Source organism: Rhodoferax antarcticus ANT.BR (assembly GCF_001938565.1).
In the GTDB taxonomy this organism is placed as follows: domain Bacteria; phylum Pseudomonadota; class Gammaproteobacteria; order Burkholderiales; family Burkholderiaceae_C; genus Rhodoferax; species Rhodoferax antarcticus.
This window is the reverse complement of record NZ_MSYM01000001.1, coordinates 103,629-125,236: the sequence shown is the minus strand read 5'-3', so window position 1 is coordinate 125,236 and position 21,608 is coordinate 103,629. Positions and strand designations below refer to the sequence as shown.

Sequence of the window (21,608 nt, the reverse complement as noted above, 5' to 3'; positions counted from 1 at the left end):
CCACGCTGGGCAGGTGGTGTGCATCAGTTAATCAGGCGCTCGGGATTTTTTTCACCACCGCGTAACGTGCCAGCGTCTTGGCTCGCGCCTCGTCGTGTTGCACTATAGGGATCGGATAGTTGCCACCCAGGGTCACACCTGCGGCCTGTAGTTCCAGCGGTTTTGCCAGCCACGGCGCGTGAATGCTTTTGTTGGACAGCTCTGCCAGTTGTGGCAGGTAGCGGCGGATGAACTTGCCTTGTGGGTCAAATTTTTCGCTTTGGCTCACCGGGTTGAAGATGCGAAAGTACGGCTGCGCATCGCAGCCGCTGGAGGCCACCCACTGCCAGCCACCGTTGTTGGCGCTCAGGTCAAAGTCGTTCAGGTGTTCTGCAAAGTAGCGCTCACCCCAGCGCCAGTCCAGCCCCAGGTCTTTCACCAGAAAACTGCCCACCACCATGCGCAGGCGGTTGTGCATATAGCCGGTCTGGTTGATTTGCGCCATGGCCGCGTCCACCAGCGGGTAGCCGGTGCGGCCTTCGCACCAGGCGGTAAACAGCGCCTGCGCTTCTAGGCCGGTTTCCCAGGCAATCGCGTCATATTCTGGCTTGAACGCGCTTTGCGCCACCTGCGGGAAATTCGCCAGAATGCTCACATAGAAATCGCGCCATACCAACTCGCTAAGCCACACCGCCGCGCCCGCGCTTCCCGCCAACTGGCGCTGCCAGGCCGTGGCCACCAGTTGGCGGATGGATACGGTGCCAAAACGCAGATGCACGCCCAGGTAGCTCGGCCCTTTGACGGCCGGGAAATCGCGCGTGGTGTCGTAGCTGTCCATGCGCTCAAAAAAATCTTCAAACAACTGGCTGCCGCCATGCATGCCGGTGGGGATTTTGAGGGTGCTCAGGTTGCTTTTCTCGAACCCAATGTCAGCCAACGTCGGAACCCGCGCCTGAAATTCCAGGGGCCGGGCTGCCAGCCGCTGGCCCAGCGCGTCAATTGGGTGGTCAGCCAAGTCCTCGGGGGCCAGGCGCGACAACCAGTTTCTTTTATACGGCGTAAACACGCCATACACCGTGCCGCCTTGGGTGAGGATCTCGCGGCGCTCAAAAATCACATGGTCCTTGCAGGTGATCAGCGTGATATCGGCAGTTTGCAATTCATGTGCTACCTGTTGGTCGCGCGCCAGCGCCTGTGGCTCATCGTCGCGCCCGGCAAACACCGCCTGCACCTGCAGCTCGCACGCCAAGCGGGGAATCTCGTCGCTGGCCAGCGCATGGCGCACGATCAGGCCGCCTTGCGCCTGGCCGCTTAACTTTCGTAGCGCCTCATCGAGTTCTGACAATGACTCGCGGATGAATTCCACCCGGCGATCGATACGCGGCAAGGCCGCCAAAATTTCAGTGTCAAAGATAAACACGCAATGCACCTGGCGGCAGCGGCGCAGTGCCTGGTGCAGCGTGGCGTTGTCGGTGGTGCGCAAATCGCGGCGGAACCACATCAATCCAGTATCAAAGTCGTGGGGCATGTCTTGGGGGGTGTTCGTCGCTAAAATGGTTTTCATGAGTTCTGATTCTGCCCCCACCAACCTGACGAATCATTTTTTGATCGCCATGCCCAGCCTGCAGGATCCGCTTTTTTCACGCAGCGTCGTTTACCTGTGTGAGCACAGCCACCGCGGTGCTTTAGGCCTGGTGATCAACAAACCCTGCGAGATTTCGCTCAAAGGCATGTTTGACAAGTTGGAGCTGCCTTTGCTGCGCCCCGACCTGGGCGACGCCCCGGTGTTTTTCGGTGGCCCGGTGCAAACCGAGCGCGGTTTTGTGCTGCACGAAGCCATCTTCAAAGACGCCGATAAGCCCGAAGAACCGGTGTACTCCTGCACACTGATGATCCCCGGTGGTCTGGAAATGACCACTTCACGCGATGTGCTGGAAGCCATTTCCACCGGGTCCGGCCCGCGCCAAGTGATGGTTTCTTTGGGTTATTCGGCCTGGGGCGAGGGGCAGCTGGAGTCTGAGCTGATCGACAACAGTTGGATCACCGTCGAGGCCGACGTGCGCGTGATCTTCGACACCCCGGTAGACCAGCGCTACGACCAAGCGCTGCAACTGCTGGGGCTGGAAGCCTGGATGCTGCTCAACGATGCAGGTCATGCCTGAGGTCTGCCCCTTACCGTTTAAGTGCCAAATACGGCTCTAGCCCTTATGAATCAAGCGCCAGTAGCTACGTTTGTTGTAGCACATAATTTGCAGACTTTTCTTGCGCTGGACTTTGGCGTGAAACGCACCGGCTTTGCGGTGGGCAACCGTCTGCTGCGCACCGCCCAGCCGCAAGGCACCATCGCCGCCGAGGGCGACGCACGCTTCATCAAGATCGCCGCCCAGCTTAAAACCTGGCAGCCCGACGCGCTGGTGGTCGGTGTGCCGTTTCACCCGGACGGTGCAGCGCATGACAACACTGTGCGCGCCCGGCGTTTTGCGCGGCAATTGCACGGCCGCTTCAATCTGCCGGTGTTTGAGGTGGACGAGCGTTACACCACCACCGAAGCCTTGTCTGGCGGTGCGCGCGATGCCGATGCGGCGGCGGCCTGCATCATCCTGGAACAATTTTTAAGGAACCTCCCATGAGCATGCTCGAATTGGATGCCGAAGCCCTCTACAGCGACTTGTTGGACAGCGTGCGCGGACTCTTCAAACCCGGCATGCGCCTGATGGGTATCACTTCGGGTGGGGTTTGGCTGGCAGAACGCTTGCAGCAAGATCTGGCTTTGAGCGAGCCGATTGGGGTGATCTCCTCGGCCATGCACCGCGACGACTACGCCAGCCGCGGCATGACCGCCGCTGCGCAAACGCAGATTCCGTTTGATGTGAACGGCGCGCAGATTTTGCTGCTGGATGACGTGTTGTTCACCGGGCGCACCATCCGTGCCGTGGTCAACGAACTGTTTGACTTTGGCCGCCCGGCCTACATCCGGCTTGCCGTGCTGGTGGACCGCGGTGGGCGCGAGCTGCCGATTGCCCCTGACATTTGCGCCGCACGCATCCATCTGGCCGCGAATCAATCGCTCAGCCTGGCGCGCGATGAGGCCGGCCAATTCAGTTTCAATGTGAAAGCGCGTTAACCATGCTCTACAAAAACAACCCGCAACTCAATAAAAACGGTGAGCTGATCCACCTGCTGTCCACCGAAGGGCTGCCGAAAAGTGTGCTGACGCAGGTGCTCGACACCGCCACCAACTTTGTCTCGGTGGGCGACCGTGAGGTCAAAAAGGTGCCGCTGTTGCGGGGCAAAAGTGTTTTCAACCTGTTTTTCGAGAACTCCACCCGCACCCGCACCACCTTTGAGATTGCCGCCAAACGCCTGAGCGCTGACGTGATCAACCTGGACATTGCCAAGTCCTCGGCGTCCAAAGGCGAGTCGCTGCTCGACACCATCGCCAACCTCAGCGCCATGGCCGCCGACTTGTTTGTGGTGCGCCACAGCGAGTCGGGCGCGCCGTACTTGATTGCCCAGCATGTCGCGCCGCATGTGCATGTGGTTAACGCCGGTGACGGCCGCCACGCGCACCCCACCCAGGGTCTGCTGGACATGTACACCATCCGGCACTATAAAAAAGACTTCTCCAACCTGACCGTGGCCATTGTGGGTGACGTGCTGCACTCCCGCGTGGCACGCTCCGACATCCACGCCCTGACCACCCTGGGCTGTGCCGAGGTGCGGGTGGTCGGGCCCAAAACGCTGGTGCCCAGCGACATGGCGCAGATGGGGGTACGGGTTTGTCACACGCTCGAAGAAGGCATCAAGGACTGCGACGTGATCATCATGTTGCGCCTGCAAAACGAACGCATGAGCGGTGCTTTACTGCCATCGAGCCAGGAGTTTTTCAAGAGTTTTGGCCTCACCCCCGAGAAGCTGCAACTGGCCAAGTCCGACGCCATCGTGATGCACCCCGGCCCGATCAACCGCGGGGTCGAGATCGACTCGGCGGTGGTTGACGGCGCGCACAGCGTGATCTTGCCGCAGGTCACCTTTGGTATTGCGGTGCGCATGGCGGTGATGAGCATCGTCGCGGGCAACGAGCCCTGAACCCTATTCATTGAAAAGACTGTTATGAATACACCCAAAACGGTGCTGATCCAGGGTGGCCGGGTCATTGACCCCGCCAGCGCTTATGATCAAAAAGCCGATGTAGCCCTTGCTGGTAATGCGGTAGTAGCTATCGGAAATATAGCGTCTGATTTTCAGCCAGAACTTACCATTGATGCCACCGACTGCCTGGTATTGCCCGGCCTGGTGGACTTGGCGGTGCGCCTGCGTGAGCCGGGCTACGAACACGCTTGCATGCTGGAGTCTGAAATGTCCGCCGCGGTGGCGGGCGGCATCACCAGCCTGGTCTGCCAGCCCGACACCGACCCGGTGCTTGATGAGTCTGGCTTGGTGGAGATGCTGCGTTTTCGCGCCGAGAAGCTGCAGCAGGCGCGCGTTTACCCGCTGGGCGCCCTGACGCGTAACCTGCAAGGCACCACCCTGACCGAGATGGTCGAGCTGACCGAAGCAGGCTGCGTGGCCTTCAGCCAGGCCGAGGTGGCCCTGTCCAACACGCAGATTTTGCAGCGGGCTTTTCAGTACGCCAGCAGCTTTGGTTATGCCGTCTGGCTGCGTCCGCAAGACGCATTTCTGGGCCAGGGTGTGGCTGCCAGCGGTCCGCTGGCGACCCGCATGGGGCTCAGTGGTGTGCCGGTAATGGCCGAAACCATTGCGATGCACACCATTTTCGAGCTGATGCGTGCCACCAGCGCGCGTGTGCACCTGTGCCGCATCAGCAGTGCTGCCGGGGTCGAACTGGTGCGCCAGGCCAAGGCGCAGGGGCTGGCGCTGACCTGTGATGTCAGCATCAACTCACTTCACCTGACCGACACCGACATGGGCTACTTTGACAGCCGCGCCCGCTTGAACCCGCCGCTGCGCCAGCAGCGTGACCGCGACGCCCTGCGCGCCGGGCTGGCTGACGGCACGATTGACGCGCTGGTGTCAGACCACACGCCAGTCGATGACGATGCCAAGATGCTGCCATTTGCCGAGAGCGAGCCGGGGGCTACCGGGCTGGAGTTGTTGCTGAGCCTGGCCTACAAATGGCATCTGGATAGCGACGTGCCCCTGCAGCGCGCGTTGTCGGTGGTCACTGACGGCCCGGCGCAATTGCTTGGCAAGGCACTGGGCACGCGACTGGGGCGCACCGGTCATCTGGCGGTCGGCGGCTTAGGCGATCTGTGCGTGTTTGACCCGCAAGCCGTTTGGACCGTTCAGGCTGAGACGCTGGTGAGCCAAGGCAAACACACACCGTTTTCGGGCTACGAGCTACCTGGGCGCGTGCGCTGCACCCTGGTGGGCGGCCGGGTGGTTTATCAAGCCTGACGCGCTGCTTGCAATAGGTCAGTCGCGTGGTTGACACCACTACAATCCAAAACTTGTGCAAGGCGATGGCCAGTTAGCGGCGTCGCAACCATTCAAAACCCCACAAGGTTTGACCAAGGTTTATTGTCATGGCTATTCCACTTCCAGCCGAGGGTCAACCGGCTGTCATCAAGACAGACGAGACGTTTGAATCTGCCGCTGAATTGTTTCGGGTGATGTCAGCGCCTATGCGCCTGAAGATCATCAATTGCCTGTGTGATGGCGAAAAAAACGTGAGTTACCTCCTGACGCGCGTCCACACCACCCAGCCCAACATGTCGCAGCACCTGAACACCTTGTATCAGGCCGGCCTTGTGGCCAAACGGCGCGAAGGGGTGCAAATTTTTTACCGCATTGCTGACCAACGCATCGTCGCTATTTGTGAAGCTGTTTGCCACGACATTGCCGCCAAAGCAGCTTCTTGAGGCGAGCGCCAACTGGGTTTTGGCGCACGGCATCGGCCTTCACACCCTGGGTTAGTCGATAGGTTTACCCTGTTTGTTCGGGTTTGCCCGGTACTGCACGGCGGGCACCGCGCGCTACCATGGCGCGCCACGAGGGCTTGCAGCCCGACCGGATACCCCCGTTGAATCGCGCACGAAAAAAGGGAACAACAAATGACCAAACTGCTTGCGAGCCTGTGTCTCGCCCTGATATCAACTTGGGCCAGCGCTGACGACCTTCAGGTTCGTGGCATGGCATCCTCCTGTTCAGCCTGTCATGGCAGCCTGGGCATTGCACAGCCGGGCATGGACAGCCTGGCGGGCGTGCCTAAAGAGGAGTTGACCAAAAAGCTGGTGGATTTCAAATCCGGCGCCAAGCCGGCTACCTTGATGCACCAACTCTCCAAGGGTTACTCGGACGCGCAGATCGAGCAACTGGCGAGTTACTTCTCTGCCCTCAAAAAATAAGTCAAGGAGATGAATATGAAACGTCGTCAATTTGTAGGCTCAATCGGCGCTGCAGGCGCTTTGGGATCGCTTGGCTTTTTGTCGGGTTGTGCCACCACGCCGGGTGACAACGGCTTGAAAGTGGTGGTGGTCGGCGGTGGTTTTGGCGGTGCCACAGCTGCGAAATATGTGCGCATGTGGTCTGACTACGGTATTTCGGTGACGCTGGTGGAGCCCAATGCTTCATTCATCTCCTGCCCGATTTCTAATCTGGTGCTGGGCGGTACCAAAACCATGGCGGACATCACCTTGTCTTATGACGCGCTGGTTAAGAATCATGGCGTCAAGCTGGTGCGTGATGTGGTCACCACGATTGATCCGGACAGGTGCCTGGTGCGGTTGGCGGGGGGTGGTGAGTTGCCTTATGACCGCTTGATTTTGTCTCCCGGTATTGATTTCATGTGGGAAACCCTGCCTGGCATGGCCTTAGCTGGCGCCAAAGACCAGGTGCTGCATGCCTGGAAAGCGGGTGCCCAAACCTTGGCCTTGCGCAAGCAGCTTGAAGCCATGCCCGACGGCGGTGTCTACGCGCTGGCCATTGCGTTGGCGCCTTATCGCTGCCCGCCTGGACCCTACGAGCGCGCTTGCCAGGTGGCGAGTTATTTCAGCCAGGCCAAGCCCAAGTCGAAGGTTCTTATTCTGGATGCCAATGACGATGTCACCTCCAAGGCCGGGCTGTTCAAAAAGGCGTGGGCGGATCGTTACCCGGGCATGGTGGAGTACCGGCCCAAGCATGTGCTGTCGGATGTCGATGCTGCCACCGGCACGCTGAAATTTGAGTTCAATGGCGACATCAAAGCCAATGTGCTCAACGTCTTGCCCAACATGCGAGCCGGTGAGATGGCGGTGAAGAGCGGCTTTGCCACCGCTAACAAGCGCTGGTGTGAGGTCGATTTCTTGACTTTTGAATCCAAGGTCGCGAAGAATGTTCACATCATCGGGGATGCGATCCAGATCGCGCCAGCCATGCCCAAGTCAGGTCACATGGCCAATCAGCATGGCAAAACCTGCGCCGCTGCGGTGGTGGCCCTGCTGACCGGTAAGACACCCAACCAGGCCCCGATCTACAACAATGTCTGCTACAGCTTCATGGGGACTGAAGATGCCGCGCATGTGGCCAGTGTCCATGCCTATGACGCGCAAAAGCAGACCATGGTGGCGGTGCCCGGTTCAGGCGGTGTCTCCAAGGCTGCCAACGAGCTTGAAGGCCGCGTGGCGCTGGCTTGGGCGCGTGGCATTTGGACCGACACCTTACGCTGAATCGGTGGTGTCTATGATGAAAGTAGCTTGGTTGCTAGCGGCTTTATTGGTGGCTGGCAACAGTTGGGCTGAAGCTGATCAGGCCCGCGCCAAAAAAATTGTCATGGGCTCCTGCTTCTTGTGCCACGGTGAAGAGGGCGAATCCGCCAGTGAAGTGTTTCCCAAACTGGCCGGGCAACACGCCGAGTACATTGCCAAACAGCTTGAGAATTTCAAGTCAGGCAAGCGCAAGAACACTGCCATGATCGACATGGTCAGCCGCCTGACCCCTGAAGAGATGGAGGCGCTGGGCAAGTACTTTGCAGCCAAATCTGCCCCGCCGGAAACCGTGAAAGACCCTGACCTGGCGGCGGTAGGACGCTATATTTTTTACAAGGGGAACAAGTTCAGCGGCCTGCCTTCCTGCGCGACCTGTCATGGTAAAGACGGCATGGGAACGGCTTCCTTACCGCGCTTGGCAGGTCAGTACGCCAGCTATGTGCAAGCCCAACTCAAGCTTTTTGGCAAACGTGAGCGCACCAATGACAACGCGGTGATGCATTCAGTCGCTGCCAATCTTTCGCCACTGGAGATGGCCGCTGTGGCCGAGTATGTCAGCGGCCAATAAACGCGGATAACTGCGTCTAAACGTGGCCAAACGTGGCGAAACGCTGCGGGTGATTCAGGGCGCGATCCGCGCTTCGTTGGCCGCCCCTGCAGATGCGGCTATCGACTTCGGACTGTCAATCACCCGATCCATCAAGCCCGCACCGGCCCACATGCCGACCAAGGCCATCCACGCCGTGGTGGCAAAAATGGCCCCACCGGTAATGCCTGCGCCGACAGCGCAGCCACCGGCCAGCATGGAACCGAAGCCCATGAAGATGGCGCCAAAAATATAGCGGCGCATGCCATAACCGTCGCTAAAACCCTCCAGCTTGAAGTCTTTGCCTACCCAGGCGCCGATGAAGGAGCCGATGAACACGCCCGGTAACATGCCAAAGCTGAAGCCAATCTCCGGGGCATTGGTGGACATCACGCGCATCAACCACTCAGCAGAGGGGCCGCTGAAGGTCAGGCCCTGCACTGGCACCACCTGGAATGAATTGTTGGCAATCAGATAGTTGAAGCCCCATGCAGCAGCAACCGCCAAGCCGACGCCCAGACCACCGACCCACTTCCAAAGGCCCCAGCCGCTGCGAACCGCAAAGAAAAGCGCCGCGGCCATCCAGATCAAACCAAAAATCAAGCCACCCCAGGTGCCCACGCCTGTCAGGGCGAGCAGGTTGCGAGCGGTGCCACCATCCACCGTCCACCAGCTGCTGATGGATTCACGCCAAGGCGACAAAACGCCACCCAAAGCGGCTTGCGCGGTAACCGCAAAAATAAGCCCGGAGAGCAGGGCGCGCAAATTGCCGTTGGCAGACAAAACGAGCAGGCGGCTGGCGCAGCCCCGCGTCAGGATCATGCCAGCCCCGAAAAATAAGCCGCCAATTAATGCGCCAGACATGCTGCCTGTGGCTGAGATCTGCCGTGCCGCGCTGATATCCATGTGGTTTGTCAGAATAAGAACTTGCACCCCGACCACAGCGGCCGAAAAGGCCAGCAGCCAAACAGCGATTTTTTCGCCAAAGGTGCGGTGCCAAAACTCTAGCGTGGCGGCTCTCAGACAAAACTTGGAGCGCTGGGCGAAAAATCCGAATAGCACGCCAATGACCAGGCCACCCAGGGCCAGAATGACTTTTTCACCATACGTTTCTACCAGCGCAGCAATGTCCATAGCAGTCAATTTGTTTCTAATTCGCTTATATTACATCGCGCGTGAAATCTCGCGCCCCACAATGTTTGGAGACGATTCTTGACCCAGATACAGCCATCGCCCAGAGCGTTTTCCCTGCCTGTTACGTTGCCAGTGTGCAGCAGCGGTTGCGAGTGATGCGTGCCATGTCGGACGAGTTTTCTAGACGGCAGTGGTTAAAAGGCGCCTTGTTGAGCATGAGTGCCGCCAATGCCACCGTGGCCAGTGCCGCGGGGTTGACGGTGGCTACCTCCTTGCCTGATGAGTTGGCAGCAGCGCTCAAAAAAGGCTGCCCTTTACTGGTCATGGTGAATTTGCGGGGCTGTCCGTTTTGCAAGATCGCCACTGAAAACTATTTGCTGCCACTGCAGCGGGAGCAGGGTATTGCCATGGTGCAAGTCGACATGCGTAGCCGCCTGCTGGTGCGAGGTTTTGATGGCCCACCGCAAACCCAGGACAGCCTGTGCCGCCAGTGGGGCATCAAGGTGGCTCCCACGGTTCTGTTTTTTGGGCGTCATGGCGTGGAGGTGGCCGAGCGGCTGGTGGGAGGCTACCTTCCGGATTTCTACGGTTCTTATTTGGACGAACGCGTGCGGGTTGCGCGCATCGCTTTGCAGGCTTGAAAGGTGACCATGATCCCATTGAAGACGGAGTCGGCTTGGCGGGGCACTGCGGATTGCAAGACCTGTGGCATCCGTGAACTGGTGCTGTTTGCCGACCTCGATGAGCATGACTTTGGTCTGATTCATGCGCCCATCGACGAGCTGGAGTACGCCGCCGGTGCCAGCATCTTCACCGAGGGCGGTGCTGCCAAGGGCGTGTTCACCTTGCGTCAGGGCATGGTGAAACTGGTGCGCAGCACCCTTGATGGGCGCCCAAGGATCGTTCGTGTTTTGCGCGCAGGCGATGTGGTCGGCCTGGAGGCGCTGGCCAGCCCGCACTACGATAGCGATGCGGTCACCTTGACCCCGGTGTCGGTGTGCCGAATCCCGCTGGAAGTCGTTCAAAAGTTGTCATCTAGCAGCCCCAGGCTGCACGCCCAGCTTATGAAAAAATGGCAGCACGCCCTCAAGGACGCGGACGACTGGCTGGCTGATATGAATTTTGGGTCTGCCCGGCGGCGCGTGGGTAATTTGGTGTTGAAGATGCGCAGCGCAGAAAACCGAGAGATATCGATGCTCTTCTCACGCGAAGACATGGGCGCCATGCTCGACCTGAAACTGGAGACCGTCAGCCGCGAGATCAGCCGGCTGGTGCGCGATGGGGCCATCGAGCAGATCGACAAGCAGGGCCGCATCTACCGCGTCTTGAGGGCGGGCAGCCTCGCGCCGGACTGATATTGCGCTTGATTGGGGTAGGCCCTGGTTGTAGGGTCGGATGTAGTCACTGATTTAAAGATTGATATTTATCAATGCTTATATTCAGACTCATGATTGAACCGGCACTCACCGTCAAGAAAAAAATCAAGCCTTTCTGGTCGCCTGTCTGGGCTGGCATTGCGTTGGGCTTGGTGCTGCTGCTCACTTTTTTTACTCACGGGTCACGGGCTTGGCGCTATTGGCGCCAGCACCCGCGTGACGGCGTGGCTGGGTATGCAGGTGGTGCCTGAGCTCACGCACGCCAATGCCTATCTGGGCCCCATGACGGAAAACGGCAACCCTCTGCCATCGTGTATCACTTGGCAGGTGATTGGTGTTGCCATTGGCGCCATGGTGGCTGCTTTTTTGGGAGGGCGGTTTCGCTTTCACTTCGACGGTTCGCTCGGCGTCCACTGCGCGCCTAGAGCATGGCCACTTTCATATTTTTGTAAATGACCGCGAGCCAGGTTATTTCATGTACTTGGCAGCGCTGTCGCTGAGCGCCAAAGACGAGCCGTTGCGCTGGTTCACTACCAATGCCTGGGTGACGGGTAAACGCATGCAGTCGGCCAAGAGTGTCATCGCCTTGCTGGACAGTTTTCAAGTCCAGACCCGATGCCGACTGGCGCCTTTAGGGCGCTGGCTGAGCGCTATGGTGCAGCTGTTTCGGCCGCAGCGTGAACAGCTTTTGCGTCGGCGTGACCTGCTGATGCAGCGCCAGTGTCAACGCCAGGTCTGGGCAGCGCTGTGTGAAGACCGGCGTGTTGACGTCATCAGCCCATGCAGCGCAGCGTTGCCCCGGCGCATCCGACAGTTTCAACGTCGCGAGTTTTGAAACCCCCATTACCTAAAAGAACGACAGCATGAACAACCATTTCACCCAACTATCCGCCGTGGCGATCGTTGCTTTTGGTTCGTCGGCAGCGCATGCGGGTGTTTTGCCCGGCCCGTTGGTTGACGCATAGTGGCTGGCCAGCAACCTCGATAAAGTGCAGGTAGTGCAAGTGCGCGGTGATGTGAAGTCGTTCATTGCTGCGCCAGAATTTGAGACAGACGTCAAAACTGGCAAGAAGGTTTTGACCGAGGTCGGTGGTCATATTCTTCGCAGCAAACTCATCGACATGAAAACCATGCGCGTGCAGCGCCAAGTAGGTGACCTGAAAGTCAAATACCAGATTGCCGACAAGGCAGACTTTCAGAAGCGTGTTCAGGCGGTAGGTGTGGATGCAGACAAACCCATCGTACTGGTGCCGGTGGGTGCGCAGTGCGTACCGCGGCATCAAAAAACGTGACTATGTCTACGCTTACGGCAAGCTGGAAGGCTCCAAGCAGTACAGCATTGACCTGGGGTTCAAAAATAGCGGCCATAGCGTCAGAATGTTGTCACCCAACACCTATCGTGCCCTGTTGACTGCGCAGGGCGTGGACCCGGCGGCTCCCATGATCACCTACTGCAACAGTGGTTAACTCGCTGCCGGGCCCTGGTTTGTGGCCTCTGAACTGTTGGGCAACAAGTCTGCCTCGTTATATGACGGAGCCCTCCATGGGTGGACCCTTGCCAAGCGCCAACTGGCAGGCGCGGCACCCTTGCAGTCAGCAGGTAGCTGCCGGTTGGAACATCTGACTGAGCCGATCAAGGCCGCTTATTTGCGCTGACCTAGGGTAGTTCCTAATATGACCCGTCTGTTAATTAAGCGACGATTGATAAAAATCAAAAAACTTAACTGCTTCAGGTCGTTGTGCAAAGTGATAGTTTTCTCTTCATCCCTGCCAAAAAGGACCTAACGTGAAATCTTTAGCTCGAAAACTTCTCTGGTTGCCTTTGCTGGCTGCTTTTTTTCTGACTGGGTGCGGCACGATCAGCACGCTGGGGAAACTTGAAGATGGCGCTGGTGCAGAAGCCAGTTCGATGTGGGACAAGTGGGTTGAGGGCAACGGCGACATCGCCATTGCCACCACCTGGTCGCGTAAGGTCAAGGCTGGACTAACGGTAAAAGACGTTGAAGACGCGTTTGGCGCCGTTTCAGCAGAGCGCAACATGAGAAACGTGGGGGAGTTGCCGCTGTCGGAAGAACTCGAATCGCGTACCGGCGAGAAGCAAAAATTCCTGAAGGTTTACTCGTATTGCGCGCCTGCCACAGCGCGACTGATGGTTGATTTCAGCCCCGCCATGGGTGCTTATCTGCCGTGCCGCCTTACGGTGGTGGAAAAAGAAGATGGCCTTTGGATCTACACCCTGAACATGGACATGATGGTCAAGATGGGGCGCAAACTGCCGTCTCCTTTGAAAGAAGAGGCATGGAAAGTGCGCGAAACCATCTATCAAATGATGGATCGTGCGGCTTCAGGCGACTTTTAATTCGCCTACATCATGACGAATTGCACCTTTAAGTTTCGGGCTGTGGCTGTGGCTGCGGCACTCTCACTGCCCATGAGTGCCGCCATGGCCACCAATGGCATGTTGATGGAGGGTTATGCCGCTGTTGCCACGTCAATGGGTGGGGCTGCCCAGGCGCACGACGTTGGCAACGCTGGCATGGCGCAAAACCCGGCCACCTTGGCGCTGCAGCCGGATGGGACCTCGCGCTTTGCCATCAACGTTGGCATGCTTCAGCCAGATGTAGAGAGCTCTGCGATGGGGATGACGTCGAAATCGGGTGGCGACTTTTATCTGATGCCCTCCATGGGCTATACCAAGCGCAATGGTGCCTGGACCTACGGTATTGGCGTGTTTGCCCATGGCGGTATGGGCACTGAGTACGATGGCAGCTCAGTGATTTCTGCCATGCAGGGTTTGCCCAGTCGCTCCGAGTTAGGTGTGGGTAATGTGCTCATTCCGGTGGCCTATCAGGTCAATTCAGATCTGACCGTTGCCGCAACGCTGAAATTTGTTTGGGCATCACTGGATATTCAGATGACGGGTAGCGTGGCCCAGTTAGCTGGTTACCTTGCCCCGCAAAGCAATCCCGGAAATTTGGTGACTAATTTGAGCAGTGTTTCAAGTCCCACAACTACTTTTGCAAGAATCGATTTTTCTGATGACAACAAGTTTTCGGGCGCAGCTAAGGCAACTGGATTTGGTGCCATTTTGGGGGCAACCTATCGCGTTAACTCAGAGGTCTTACTGGGTGCTTCCTACCAGCTAAGGACCCGCTTGTCGGATATGCAAACCAATTCAACTGGTGCTTCTTTTGGTGTTATCGGTTCAGCCCTCGATGTCGGAAAGATGACCATCATCGACTTCCAGATGCCTTCTGTTCTTGCTGTCGGTGGTAGCTGGCAGGTCAATCCGTCTTGGCTGCTGGTTGCAGATTTAAAGTACATCGGTTGGGCTGATTCGATGAAAAGTTTCCGCATGCGCTATGACAGCTCAATCTCTGCGAACGGTTCGGTGGATTTCGCCATCAAGCAGGAATGGAAGGATCAGACGGTACTTAATTTGGGGGCCGCCTGGAAAGCCTCTGAGCAGTTGACGCTACGCGCTGGTGTGAGCTTTTCGGATAACCCAGTACCTGATCAGTACGTGCACCCGTTGTTCCCCGCTATCGAGAAAAACCATGTGATGTTTGGTTTTGGTTACAAGTTCACCAAGGCCGATTCATTCAATGCGTCTCTTGCACATGCCCCAAAAGTAGCCGTTACCAACAACAGTGACCCGTCAATGCCCCTCACGATCTCTCACAGCCAGAACAATCTTCAGCTTGGCTATTCCCGCACTTTTTAACACTGCTTTCAGGCATCACGCAAAAGCATCTACTCCGTCAAATTTCACCTGAAAGCTAAACCTCATGAAATATTTAGTGACTGCTACTGCCCTGATGTTTGGCACGGTCTGCTTTGCCAACGATATTCCAGCGCTTTACCAAGGCGCAGACTTGAAGCTGGGTGAAAAGTTGATTGCCCAGCACGAGTGCAGCGCCTGTCACCAGAAAAAAGTGGGTGGTGACGGCAGTGCCATCTACCAGCCCGCGGGTAAGGTGAACACCTTGGGCGCGTTGCGCGGCATGGTCGAAGCGTGCGACCAGCAACTCAACATAGGACTTTTTCCCGAAGAGGTCAATTCGGTGTCCGCCGTGCTTAACCGTGACCACTATCGTTTCAAGTAACACAAGTCGAGCATGGAACACATACCAGGAGTGTTGTAAATGGATCAGAGTATGGGCTCGGGCAAGCTGATCAAAGCCCCTGAGAATTTCCTTAGCCAAGACGGGATCAAATCCGTCTTCTCTGAAGGTAAAAAAGGGCGTCGCGACTTTATTCGCAACGCATTTGCTGCGGCTGCGGCGGGGGCGGCTGTGCCAGCAGCGCTGGCGCAAGGCAACCCGGTACCCACCGAGGGCGGCGATGCCAACATTTTGAATCTGCCCGAGCACAGCAAGGGTTTGGGTCAGGGTGTGGCTTTGAATGATGGGTACGGCAAACCGTCCAAGTTCGAGAGCAATGTGCAGCGCCGTGTCAGCCCCGGTTTGACGCAAACCACGCAGGCTTCAGTGTCCTTCGCACCGTTGCAGTCGTTGTTTGGAATCGTCACGCCGAGTGGTTTGCACTTTGAGCGGCATCACCAGGGTTGGTGGGATATTGACCCGTCAAAACACCGCTTGATGATCAATGGCATGGTCAAGACCGCCAAGGTCTTCACGCTTGACGAGCTCATGCGTTTGCCTTCGGTGTCGCGGTTTCATTTCATGGAATGTGGTGCCAACACGGCGGTAGAGTGGGGCAACGTAGCTGTGCCCACTGTGCAATACACCCACGGCATGTTGTCGTGCAGCGAGTTCACCGGAGTGCCATTGATCACCCTGCTTGAAATGGCGGGGGCTGATTTAAAGAATGGCAAGTTTGTGTTGGCCGAAGGTGCTGACGGCTCTTCCATGACCCGTACCATTCCGATGAGCCTGATCAATTCGGGCGAAGTGTTTGTGGCCTACGGTCAGAACGGTGAGATGCTGCGCCCTGAGCAAGGCTACCCGCTGCGGCTGGTGGTGCCAGGCATCCAAGGCGTGAGCTGGGTGAAATACCTGCGCCGCCTTGAGCTGGGCGACAAGCCCTATGCCACCAAAGACGAGGCCAGTCACTATATGGATTTGCTGCCCGATGGTCAGCATCGCCAATACAGCGGACTGCAAGAATGCAAGAGCGTAGTGACCACTCCGTCAGGTGGTCAGGTGCTGCTCGACAAAGGCTTTTACAACGTGACTGGCTTGGCCTGGTCAGGCAAGGGCCGGATCAAAAAAGTGGATGTGTCGGTTGATGGCGGGCGCAATTGGCGTGCGGCCCGGATCGAAGGGCCGGTGCAAAACAAGGCGCTGACCCGTTTCAACATCGACTGGGTCTGGGATGGCAAGCCTGCCATCATTCAAAGCCGAGCCGTCGACGAGACGGGTTATGTGCAACCCACTTATCAGCAATTGCGCGGAGTGCGCGGTACACGCTCCATTTATCACAACAACGCCATTCAGTCATGGTTGGTGCAGGAAAACGGCGAGGTGAAAAATGTTCAGCTTTCGTAAGGTAGTCGCCGGATTGGCCTTGCTTGGGCTGGCCGGTTTGGCGGGCGCGCAATCAGCAGCCAAATTCTCGGGCATTGGCCGTGATGCAACGGTCAAGGAAGTGCAGGCTTGGGATATCGACGTGCGCCCAGACTTCAAGGGCTTGCCGCCTGGCTCCGGTTCGGTCGCCAAAGGTCAGGACATCTGGGAGGAAAAGTGTGCCACTTGCCACGGTATTTTTGGTGACTCGGGCGAATTCTTCAACCCGATTATTGGCGGTGTGACAGCTAAAGATATTGAAAGCGGTCATGTCGCCAACCTGATCGGGCCGGGTTACCCTGGGCGAACCACCTTCATGAAGGTGGCTACGGTATCCACGCTGTGGGATTTCATCTTCCGCGCTATGCCTTGGACCGAGCCAAAGTCGCTCGCACCAGATGACGTCTATGCGGTGTTGGCGTTCATGCTGAATTTGAGCAATATCGTTCCGGAAAACTTCGTTCTTAGTGACAAGACGATACGAGACGTGCAGTCGCGCATGCCTAACCGCAATGGCATGATGACAGACCACACGTTGTGGCCGGGCAATGAGTTTAGCGGTGCCAAGAAGCCTGATACCAGTAATGTCGCCTGCATGGCCAACTGCGCCCCGGAGCCTAAGCTGGCATCTTTCTTGCCAGACTTTGCGCGCAATGCGCACGGCAATCTGGCCGAGCAAAACCGCCTGGTGGGCGCACAACGCGGCGCAGACACGGCGCACCCCGAGCGCAAGTTGGGCGAGACGGCAGCAGCGCCGGTGGTATTGACGGCCGCTGAGGTAGTGGATATTGAAGCGCGCAAGATGAACACCTTGCTACAAAAAAATGGGTGCACCATTTGCCATGGCATGCACAACAAGATCGTTGGCCCTGCCTATACCGATGTGGCCCGCAAGTACGCTGGCAAGGTCGAGTATTTGCAAGGCAAGATCAAGAGCGGCGGTGTCGGCGTGTGGGGAGCGCTTCCCATGCCCGCCCAGACCTTGAGCGATACCGATGCCATATCCATTGCAGAGTGGTTGGCGGCGGGCGGCCCAAAGTAAGACTTTGAGAGATTATTTTTTCGCATGAACTTAACCAAGGAGATTTCTATGCAAACTCGTCGCGAGACACTCAAACACAGCGCGGTAGTGGCTGGCCTGTTGGCAACGACAGGTCTGTTTCCGCAATACGCATTGGCCTACAGCAAGGCTGCTTTTGAAGCCAAAAATGTCCCCGATGTGGTCAAGGCGCTGGGTGGCCAGATACCAGTTGAAAGCAAAGATGTCATCGTGGGTGGCCCAGATATTGCTGAAAACGGTGCGGTTGTTCCATTGACGGCCAGCACCACGCTGGCTGGCGTCAAGCACATTCTCATTCTGGTTGAAAAGAACCCCGCCGCCTTGGTGGCCCAGTTCAACGTGACCGACGCTGTGGAGGCCAACTTCTCCACCCGCGCGAAGATGGGCCAATCGTCTGACGTGTACGCGGTTGCCATCATGAACGACGGGCGCGCACTGTTCTCCAAAAAAGAAGTCAAGGTGACCTTGGGCGGCTGTGGCGGCTGATGGACAGCCCCAATTCATTCACATACCAATTTAATTTGTTACCAGGAGTTTAAAAATGGCAGATCCGATGCGCATTCGTGCCCAAGTAAAAGGTGACGTAGCCACCGTTCGTGTTTTGATGAGTCATGAGATGGAGTCCGGCCAGCGCAAGGACTCCGCTGGCAATCTGGTTCCCGCCATGCACATCACCGAAGTGAGTGCTTCGCTAAACGGCAAGGAGGTTATGACAGCCGACTGGGGTTCTGCAGTTTCCAAGAACCCGTTTTTGCAGTTTATGGTCAAGGGCGCCAAGGCTGGCGACAAGATCACGGTGACCTGGAAGGACACCAAGGGCGATACCCGTACCGACGAAGCCACGGCTTCCTGATCGTTGTGAGAAGAAAAAAGGTGAGTGTGGCTCACCTTTTTTCTAAGCTGGTCGGTCCAGTGTGGTGATCGTTTTTAGGAGACTTGTGGATGAAAAAAATAATTCTTCTGGCAAAAGTTGCCAGTGTCGTTGCAATCACTGGAGCGCTGTTGCCTGCTGCCTACGCGCAAAAGTCAGCCGCAGTGCAGGCGATTGAAGACTACCGGGCCATGTTGGCTGACGGCAACCCGTCTGAACTGTTTGAAGCCAAAGGCGAAGACCTTTGGAAAAAAAAGCGAGGCCCTAAAAATGCCTCGCTGGAGACCTGTGACCTCGGATTGGGCGCGGGTGTGGTCAAAGGCGCATTTGTCACCCTGCCGCGTTATTTTGCTGACACAAATAAAGTGCAAGACTTGGAATCGCGGTTGTTGACCTGTATCGACACCCTACAGGGGCTGGATGTCAAGGCGATCACTGACACCCCGTTCGGTAAGGGCGAAAAGGCCAACATGACCGCCTTGGCGACTTGGATCGCTGGCGAGTCCCGCGACATGGCGTTTGCCTTGCCACAGTCGCACGTGCAAGAAAAAGTGGCCTACGAAGTGGGCAAGCGTCTGTTTTTCCAGCGCGGTGGCCCGCATGATTTCTCTTGTGCCTCGTGCCACGGTGACGACAACTGGCGTATTCGTTTGCAAGACTTGCCCAACCTGACCAAGAACCCGGGCGATGGCATTGGCTTTGCCGCCTGGCCCGCTTACCGTGTGTCCAACGGGCAAATGTGGAGCATGCAGCACCGCTTGAATGACTGCTACCGTCAGCAGCGCTTTCCTGAGCCGGGTTACGCCAGCGATGTCACCATCGCCTTGGGCGTTTATCTGGGCGTGAACAGCGAAGGGTCCAAATCTGTCGCACCCGCCATCAAGCGTTAAGAGACACGGAGAAATCGCATGAAAAAACACTCTATTTTTGCTTTGTCGTTGCTCACTGCGGCTGTTCTGGCCGGTTGTGCCTCTTTGCCGTCGTCTGCCGAACTGGACAAAATTGCCGCCAGTTATGTCAAGGCTGACTTCAAGGACAAGGGTATCGTCAAGGCGTCGGTATTGCAGCCTGAAGAAATCAACACACTGTGTACCGAGGCAGAGGTGGCTGGCAAGCCTATCGACCCCGAGCTGGCGCAAAAGCTGCAAGCAACTCAACTCAAAACCATCAAGTGGCCGGCTGACGGCAACTACCTGGGTGACTGGAAAAAGGGTGAGGCCCTCGCGCAAAGCGGCCGTGGCCAGACCTGGACTGACAAAGCCAACACCCCAAACGGTGGCAATTGCTACAACTGCCACCAGTTGAGCGGCACCGAAATTTCTTTCGGCACCATTGGCCCAAGCCTGTACAAGTTTCGCAAGAACTATGGGATTGATGCCGACCCGAACAGCGTGGCTGCCAAGGCCATGGTCGAGTATGCGTGGGGCAAAATTTACAACTCGCGGGCCTACAACGCTTGCTCGGTCATGCCTCGGGCGATTCACAACGGCATCATCACCGAGGCACAGGCCAAAGACTTGATGGCTTTGCTGCTGGACCCGAACTCGCCAGTCAACCAGTAAGGCGACTTGCATCTTCACCGCCCGGCCAGCCCGGGCTTTTTAGCTTCTTAACAGAGTAGTTTCAACACAATGAACTTGACCAAACGCGAATTTATGCAGGTGCTGGGTGCTGGCACCATGGCTGGCATGGGGTTGGGTAGGTATGCACGCGCTGACGCGGCCACCGCCGAGGCGGGCCTGTACGACATCCCTAAGTTTGGCAATGTGTCGTTCCTGCACATGACAGACTGCCATGCGCAGCTCAAGCCCATTTACTTCCGTGAACCCAGCATCAATCTGGGCATTGGCAGTATGAAAGGCAAGCTGCCACACTTGGTGGGCGAGCATTTGCTGAAGGTGTCCAACATTCGCCCCGGCACGGCTGAAGCGCACGCTCTGACCTATCTGGACTACGAACAAGCCGCCAAGCGCTACGGCAAGGTGGGTGGTTTTGCACACTTGGCCACACTGGTCAAGCGCATGAAGGCCAGCCGGCCCGGCGCATTGCTGCTGGACGGCGGCGACACCTGGCAAGGCTCCGGCACGGCGCTGTGGACCAATGGCCAGGACATGGTTGATGCCTGCAAACTGCTGGGTGTGGATGTGATGACCGGCCACTGGGAGTTCACCCTGGGCATGGCGCGTGTCCTAGAGATCATTGAGAAAGACTTTGCTGACAAGGTTGATTTTGTGGCGCAAAACGTCAAGACCAATGATTTTGGCGACCCGGTCTTCAAGCCTTATGTGATCCGCGAGATCAATGGCGTGCCCTGCGCCATCATCGGCCAGGCCTTCCCCTACACACCGATTGCTAACCCGCGTTACATGGTGGCGGACTGGGCCTTTGGCATCCAGGACGACAACATGCAGAAGATGGTGGACGAAGCCCGTGGCAAGGGTGCTCAGGTGGTGGTGGTGCTCAGCCACAACGGCATGGATGTGGATTTGAAAATGGCCAGCCGCGTCAGCGGTATCGACGCCATCATGGGCGGCCACACCCACGACGGCATGCCTGTGGCCAGCGTCATCAGCAACCAGGGTGGCAAAACCCTGGTGACCAACGCGGGATCCAATTCCAAATTTTTGGGTGTACTGGACTTTGAAGTCAAAGACAAAAAGGTCACCGACTTCCGCTACAAACTGCTGCCGGTGTTTGCCAACATGCTGCCCGCCGACGCCGAAATGGATGCACTCATCACCAAGATTCGTGCGCCGTATGAGGATAAGCTCAATGAAAAACTGGCGGTGACAGAAGGCACCTTGTACCGCCGTGGCAACTTCAACGGCACCGGCGACCAACTGCTGGTGGACGCGTTGATGGAGGTGCAGGGCGCCGACATCGCGTTCTCGCCCGGTTTCCGTTGGGGTACCACGCTGCTGCCGGGCCAGGCCATCACCCGCGAATGGCTGCTTGACATGACGGCCACCACTTATTCCTACGCCACCCTCAATGACATGAAGGGCTCAGACATCAAAACCGTGCTCGAAGACGTGTGTGACAACTTGTTTAACCCGGATCCTTATTACCAGCAGGGTGGCGACATGGTCCGCGTCGGTGGCCTGCAATACAGTTGCAGCCCGCTTCAGAGCATGGGCAAACGCATCACCGACATGCGCCTGAACGGCAAGCCCATCGACGCCGACAAAACCTACAAAGTGGCCGGCTGGGCACCGGTGGCCGAAGAAGCCAGAAACCAGGGCAACCAGCAGGTCTGGGAAGTGGTGGAAACCTGGCTGGCTGCGCGCGGCGGCAAGGTGTCGACCCGCAAGCTCAACGCACCCAAGATTTTGGGAGCGCTGCCCAACCCAGGTTACGCAGCGTAAGCT

27 protein-coding genes are annotated in these 21,608 nt (G+C 57.4%); 25 read left to right on the top strand and 2 right to left on the bottom strand.

What is annotated here, in order from left to right:
• Positions 1–31: 31 nt before the first annotated feature.
• On the bottom strand, positions 32–1,507 hold the full coding sequence (locus BLL52_RS00620; protein ID WP_075584938.1) for a cryptochrome/photolyase family protein: 1,476 nt from the start codon (positions 1,505–1,507) through the stop codon (positions 32–34).
• Between the two features lie 34 nt (positions 1,508–1,541).
• Between BLL52_RS00620 and BLL52_RS00615 the strand changes: the two genes are divergently transcribed.
• From BLL52_RS00615 to BLL52_RS00575, 9 genes are all read left to right on the top strand, one after another.
• The gene (locus tag BLL52_RS00615; RefSeq protein WP_075584811.1) at positions 1,542–2,141 is read left to right on the top strand and encodes a YqgE/AlgH family protein; all 600 of its coding nucleotides are present in this window, start codon (positions 1,542–1,544) and stop codon (positions 2,139–2,141) included.
• Between the two features lie 45 nt (positions 2,142–2,186).
• A complete protein-coding gene (gene ruvX / locus BLL52_RS00610; RefSeq protein ID WP_075584810.1) occupies positions 2,187–2,609 on the top strand; it encodes a Holliday junction resolvase RuvX in 423 nt (140 codons plus the stop codon).
• Positions 2,606–3,103, top strand: a complete 498-nt coding sequence (gene pyrR, locus BLL52_RS00605; protein WP_075584809.1) for a bifunctional pyr operon transcriptional regulator/uracil phosphoribosyltransferase PyrR — start codon at positions 2,606–2,608, stop codon at positions 3,101–3,103. The genes ruvX and pyrR overlap by 4 nt, the downstream gene beginning before the upstream one ends.
• Positions 3,104–3,105: 2 nt before the next feature.
• Positions 3,106–4,068 carry an aspartate carbamoyltransferase catalytic subunit gene (locus tag BLL52_RS00600; protein WP_075584808.1) on the top strand — a complete coding sequence of 321 codons (963 nt, stop codon included), beginning with the start codon at positions 3,106–3,108 and terminating at the stop codon, positions 4,066–4,068.
• Positions 4,069–4,092: 24 nt separating this feature from the next.
• The gene (locus BLL52_RS00595; RefSeq protein ID WP_075584807.1) at positions 4,093–5,397 is read left to right on the top strand and encodes a dihydroorotase; all 1,305 of its coding nucleotides are present in this window, start codon (positions 4,093–4,095) and stop codon (positions 5,395–5,397) included.
• A 128-nt stretch (positions 5,398–5,525) separates the two neighbouring features.
• The gene (locus BLL52_RS00590; protein ID WP_075584806.1) at positions 5,526–5,861 is read left to right on the top strand and encodes an ArsR/SmtB family transcription factor; all 336 of its coding nucleotides are present in this window, start codon (positions 5,526–5,528) and stop codon (positions 5,859–5,861) included.
• 192 nt (positions 5,862–6,053) lie between these two features.
• Positions 6,054–6,347 (top strand): c-type cytochrome, encoded by a 294-nt coding sequence (locus BLL52_RS00585; RefSeq protein WP_075584805.1) that lies wholly within the window; start codon positions 6,054–6,056, stop codon positions 6,345–6,347.
• Between the two features lie 15 nt (positions 6,348–6,362).
• Complete coding sequence (locus BLL52_RS00580; protein ID WP_075584804.1) at positions 6,363–7,646, top strand: NAD(P)/FAD-dependent oxidoreductase; 1,284 nt, start codon at positions 6,363–6,365, stop codon at positions 7,644–7,646.
• A gap of 16 nt (positions 7,647–7,662) precedes the next feature.
• A complete protein-coding gene (locus BLL52_RS00575; RefSeq protein ID WP_083633717.1) occupies positions 7,663–8,253 on the top strand; it encodes a c-type cytochrome in 591 nt (196 codons plus the stop codon).
• A 54-nt stretch (positions 8,254–8,307) separates the two neighbouring features.
• Here the strand turns inward: BLL52_RS00575 and BLL52_RS00570 are convergent, their stop codons facing one another.
• Complete coding sequence (locus BLL52_RS00570) at positions 8,308–9,405, bottom strand: YeeE/YedE family protein (protein WP_075584802.1); 1,098 nt, start codon at positions 9,403–9,405, stop codon at positions 8,308–8,310.
• 215 nt (positions 9,406–9,620) lie between these two features.
• Between BLL52_RS00570 and BLL52_RS00565 the strand changes: the two genes are divergently transcribed.
• The 16 genes from BLL52_RS00565 to soxB all read left to right on the top strand — a co-directional run bounded on the left by BLL52_RS00565 (position 9,621) and on the right by soxB (position 21,605).
• Entirely contained in the window at positions 9,621–10,046 is a 426-nt protein-coding gene (locus BLL52_RS00565; RefSeq protein WP_083633701.1) for a thioredoxin domain-containing protein, read from the top strand.
• Between the two features lie 9 nt (positions 10,047–10,055).
• Positions 10,056–10,760 carry a Crp/Fnr family transcriptional regulator gene (locus tag BLL52_RS00560; RefSeq protein WP_075584801.1) on the top strand — a complete coding sequence of 235 codons (705 nt, stop codon included), beginning with the start codon at positions 10,056–10,058 and terminating at the stop codon, positions 10,758–10,760.
• Positions 10,761–10,852: 92 nt separating this feature from the next.
• Complete coding sequence (locus BLL52_RS21160; RefSeq protein WP_083633700.1) at positions 10,853–11,032, top strand: hypothetical protein; 180 nt, start codon at positions 10,853–10,855, stop codon at positions 11,030–11,032.
• Between the two features lie 83 nt (positions 11,033–11,115).
• Complete coding sequence (locus BLL52_RS00550) at positions 11,116–11,616, top strand: DUF6969 family protein (protein WP_420852610.1); 501 nt, start codon at positions 11,116–11,118, stop codon at positions 11,614–11,616.
• Between the two features lie 154 nt (positions 11,617–11,770).
• On the top strand, positions 11,771–12,073 hold the full coding sequence (locus tag BLL52_RS00545; protein WP_075584798.1) for a hypothetical protein: 303 nt from the start codon (positions 11,771–11,773) through the stop codon (positions 12,071–12,073).
• Positions 12,039–12,248, top strand: a complete 210-nt coding sequence (locus BLL52_RS00540) for a hypothetical protein (protein ID WP_075584797.1) — start codon at positions 12,039–12,041, stop codon at positions 12,246–12,248. Before BLL52_RS00545 ends, BLL52_RS00540 begins: the two co-directional genes overlap by 35 nt.
• 319 nt (positions 12,249–12,567) lie before the next feature.
• Complete coding sequence (locus BLL52_RS00535; protein ID WP_083633698.1) at positions 12,568–13,140, top strand: DUF302 domain-containing protein; 573 nt, start codon at positions 12,568–12,570, stop codon at positions 13,138–13,140.
• 72 nt (positions 13,141–13,212) lie between these two features.
• On the top strand, positions 13,213–14,505 hold the full coding sequence (locus tag BLL52_RS00530) for an OmpP1/FadL family transporter (protein ID WP_206744481.1): 1,293 nt from the start codon (positions 13,213–13,215) through the stop codon (positions 14,503–14,505).
• Between the two features lie 64 nt (positions 14,506–14,569).
• Complete coding sequence (locus BLL52_RS00525) at positions 14,570–14,887, top strand: hypothetical protein (RefSeq protein ID WP_075584794.1); 318 nt, start codon at positions 14,570–14,572, stop codon at positions 14,885–14,887.
• A gap of 39 nt (positions 14,888–14,926) precedes the next feature.
• Positions 14,927–16,291 carry a sulfite dehydrogenase gene (gene soxC, locus BLL52_RS00520; RefSeq protein ID WP_075584793.1) on the top strand — a complete coding sequence of 455 codons (1,365 nt, stop codon included), beginning with the start codon at positions 14,927–14,929 and terminating at the stop codon, positions 16,289–16,291.
• Positions 16,275–17,351, top strand: a complete 1,077-nt coding sequence (locus BLL52_RS00515) for a c-type cytochrome (protein ID WP_075584792.1) — start codon at positions 16,275–16,277, stop codon at positions 17,349–17,351. Before soxC ends, BLL52_RS00515 begins: the two co-directional genes overlap by 17 nt.
• 48 nt (positions 17,352–17,399) lie before the next feature.
• Positions 17,400–17,855 carry a thiosulfate oxidation carrier protein SoxY gene (soxY, locus tag BLL52_RS00510; protein WP_075584936.1) on the top strand — a complete coding sequence of 152 codons (456 nt, stop codon included), beginning with the start codon at positions 17,400–17,402 and terminating at the stop codon, positions 17,853–17,855.
• 55 nt (positions 17,856–17,910) lie between these two features.
• The gene (gene soxZ, locus BLL52_RS00505) at positions 17,911–18,222 is read left to right on the top strand and encodes a thiosulfate oxidation carrier complex protein SoxZ (protein ID WP_173861787.1); all 312 of its coding nucleotides are present in this window, start codon (positions 17,911–17,913) and stop codon (positions 18,220–18,222) included.
• A gap of 89 nt (positions 18,223–18,311) precedes the next feature.
• A complete protein-coding gene (soxA, locus tag BLL52_RS00500; RefSeq protein ID WP_075584791.1) occupies positions 18,312–19,130 on the top strand; it encodes a sulfur oxidation c-type cytochrome SoxA in 819 nt (272 codons plus the stop codon).
• An 18-nt stretch (positions 19,131–19,148) separates the two neighbouring features.
• Positions 19,149–19,802 carry a sulfur oxidation c-type cytochrome SoxX gene (gene soxX / locus BLL52_RS00495; RefSeq protein ID WP_075584790.1) on the top strand — a complete coding sequence of 218 codons (654 nt, stop codon included), beginning with the start codon at positions 19,149–19,151 and terminating at the stop codon, positions 19,800–19,802.
• A gap of 69 nt (positions 19,803–19,871) precedes the next feature.
• On the top strand, positions 19,872–21,605 hold the full coding sequence (gene soxB / locus BLL52_RS00490) for a thiosulfohydrolase SoxB (RefSeq protein ID WP_075584789.1): 1,734 nt from the start codon (positions 19,872–19,874) through the stop codon (positions 21,603–21,605).
• The last annotated feature ends 3 nt before the right edge of the window (positions 21,606–21,608 follow it).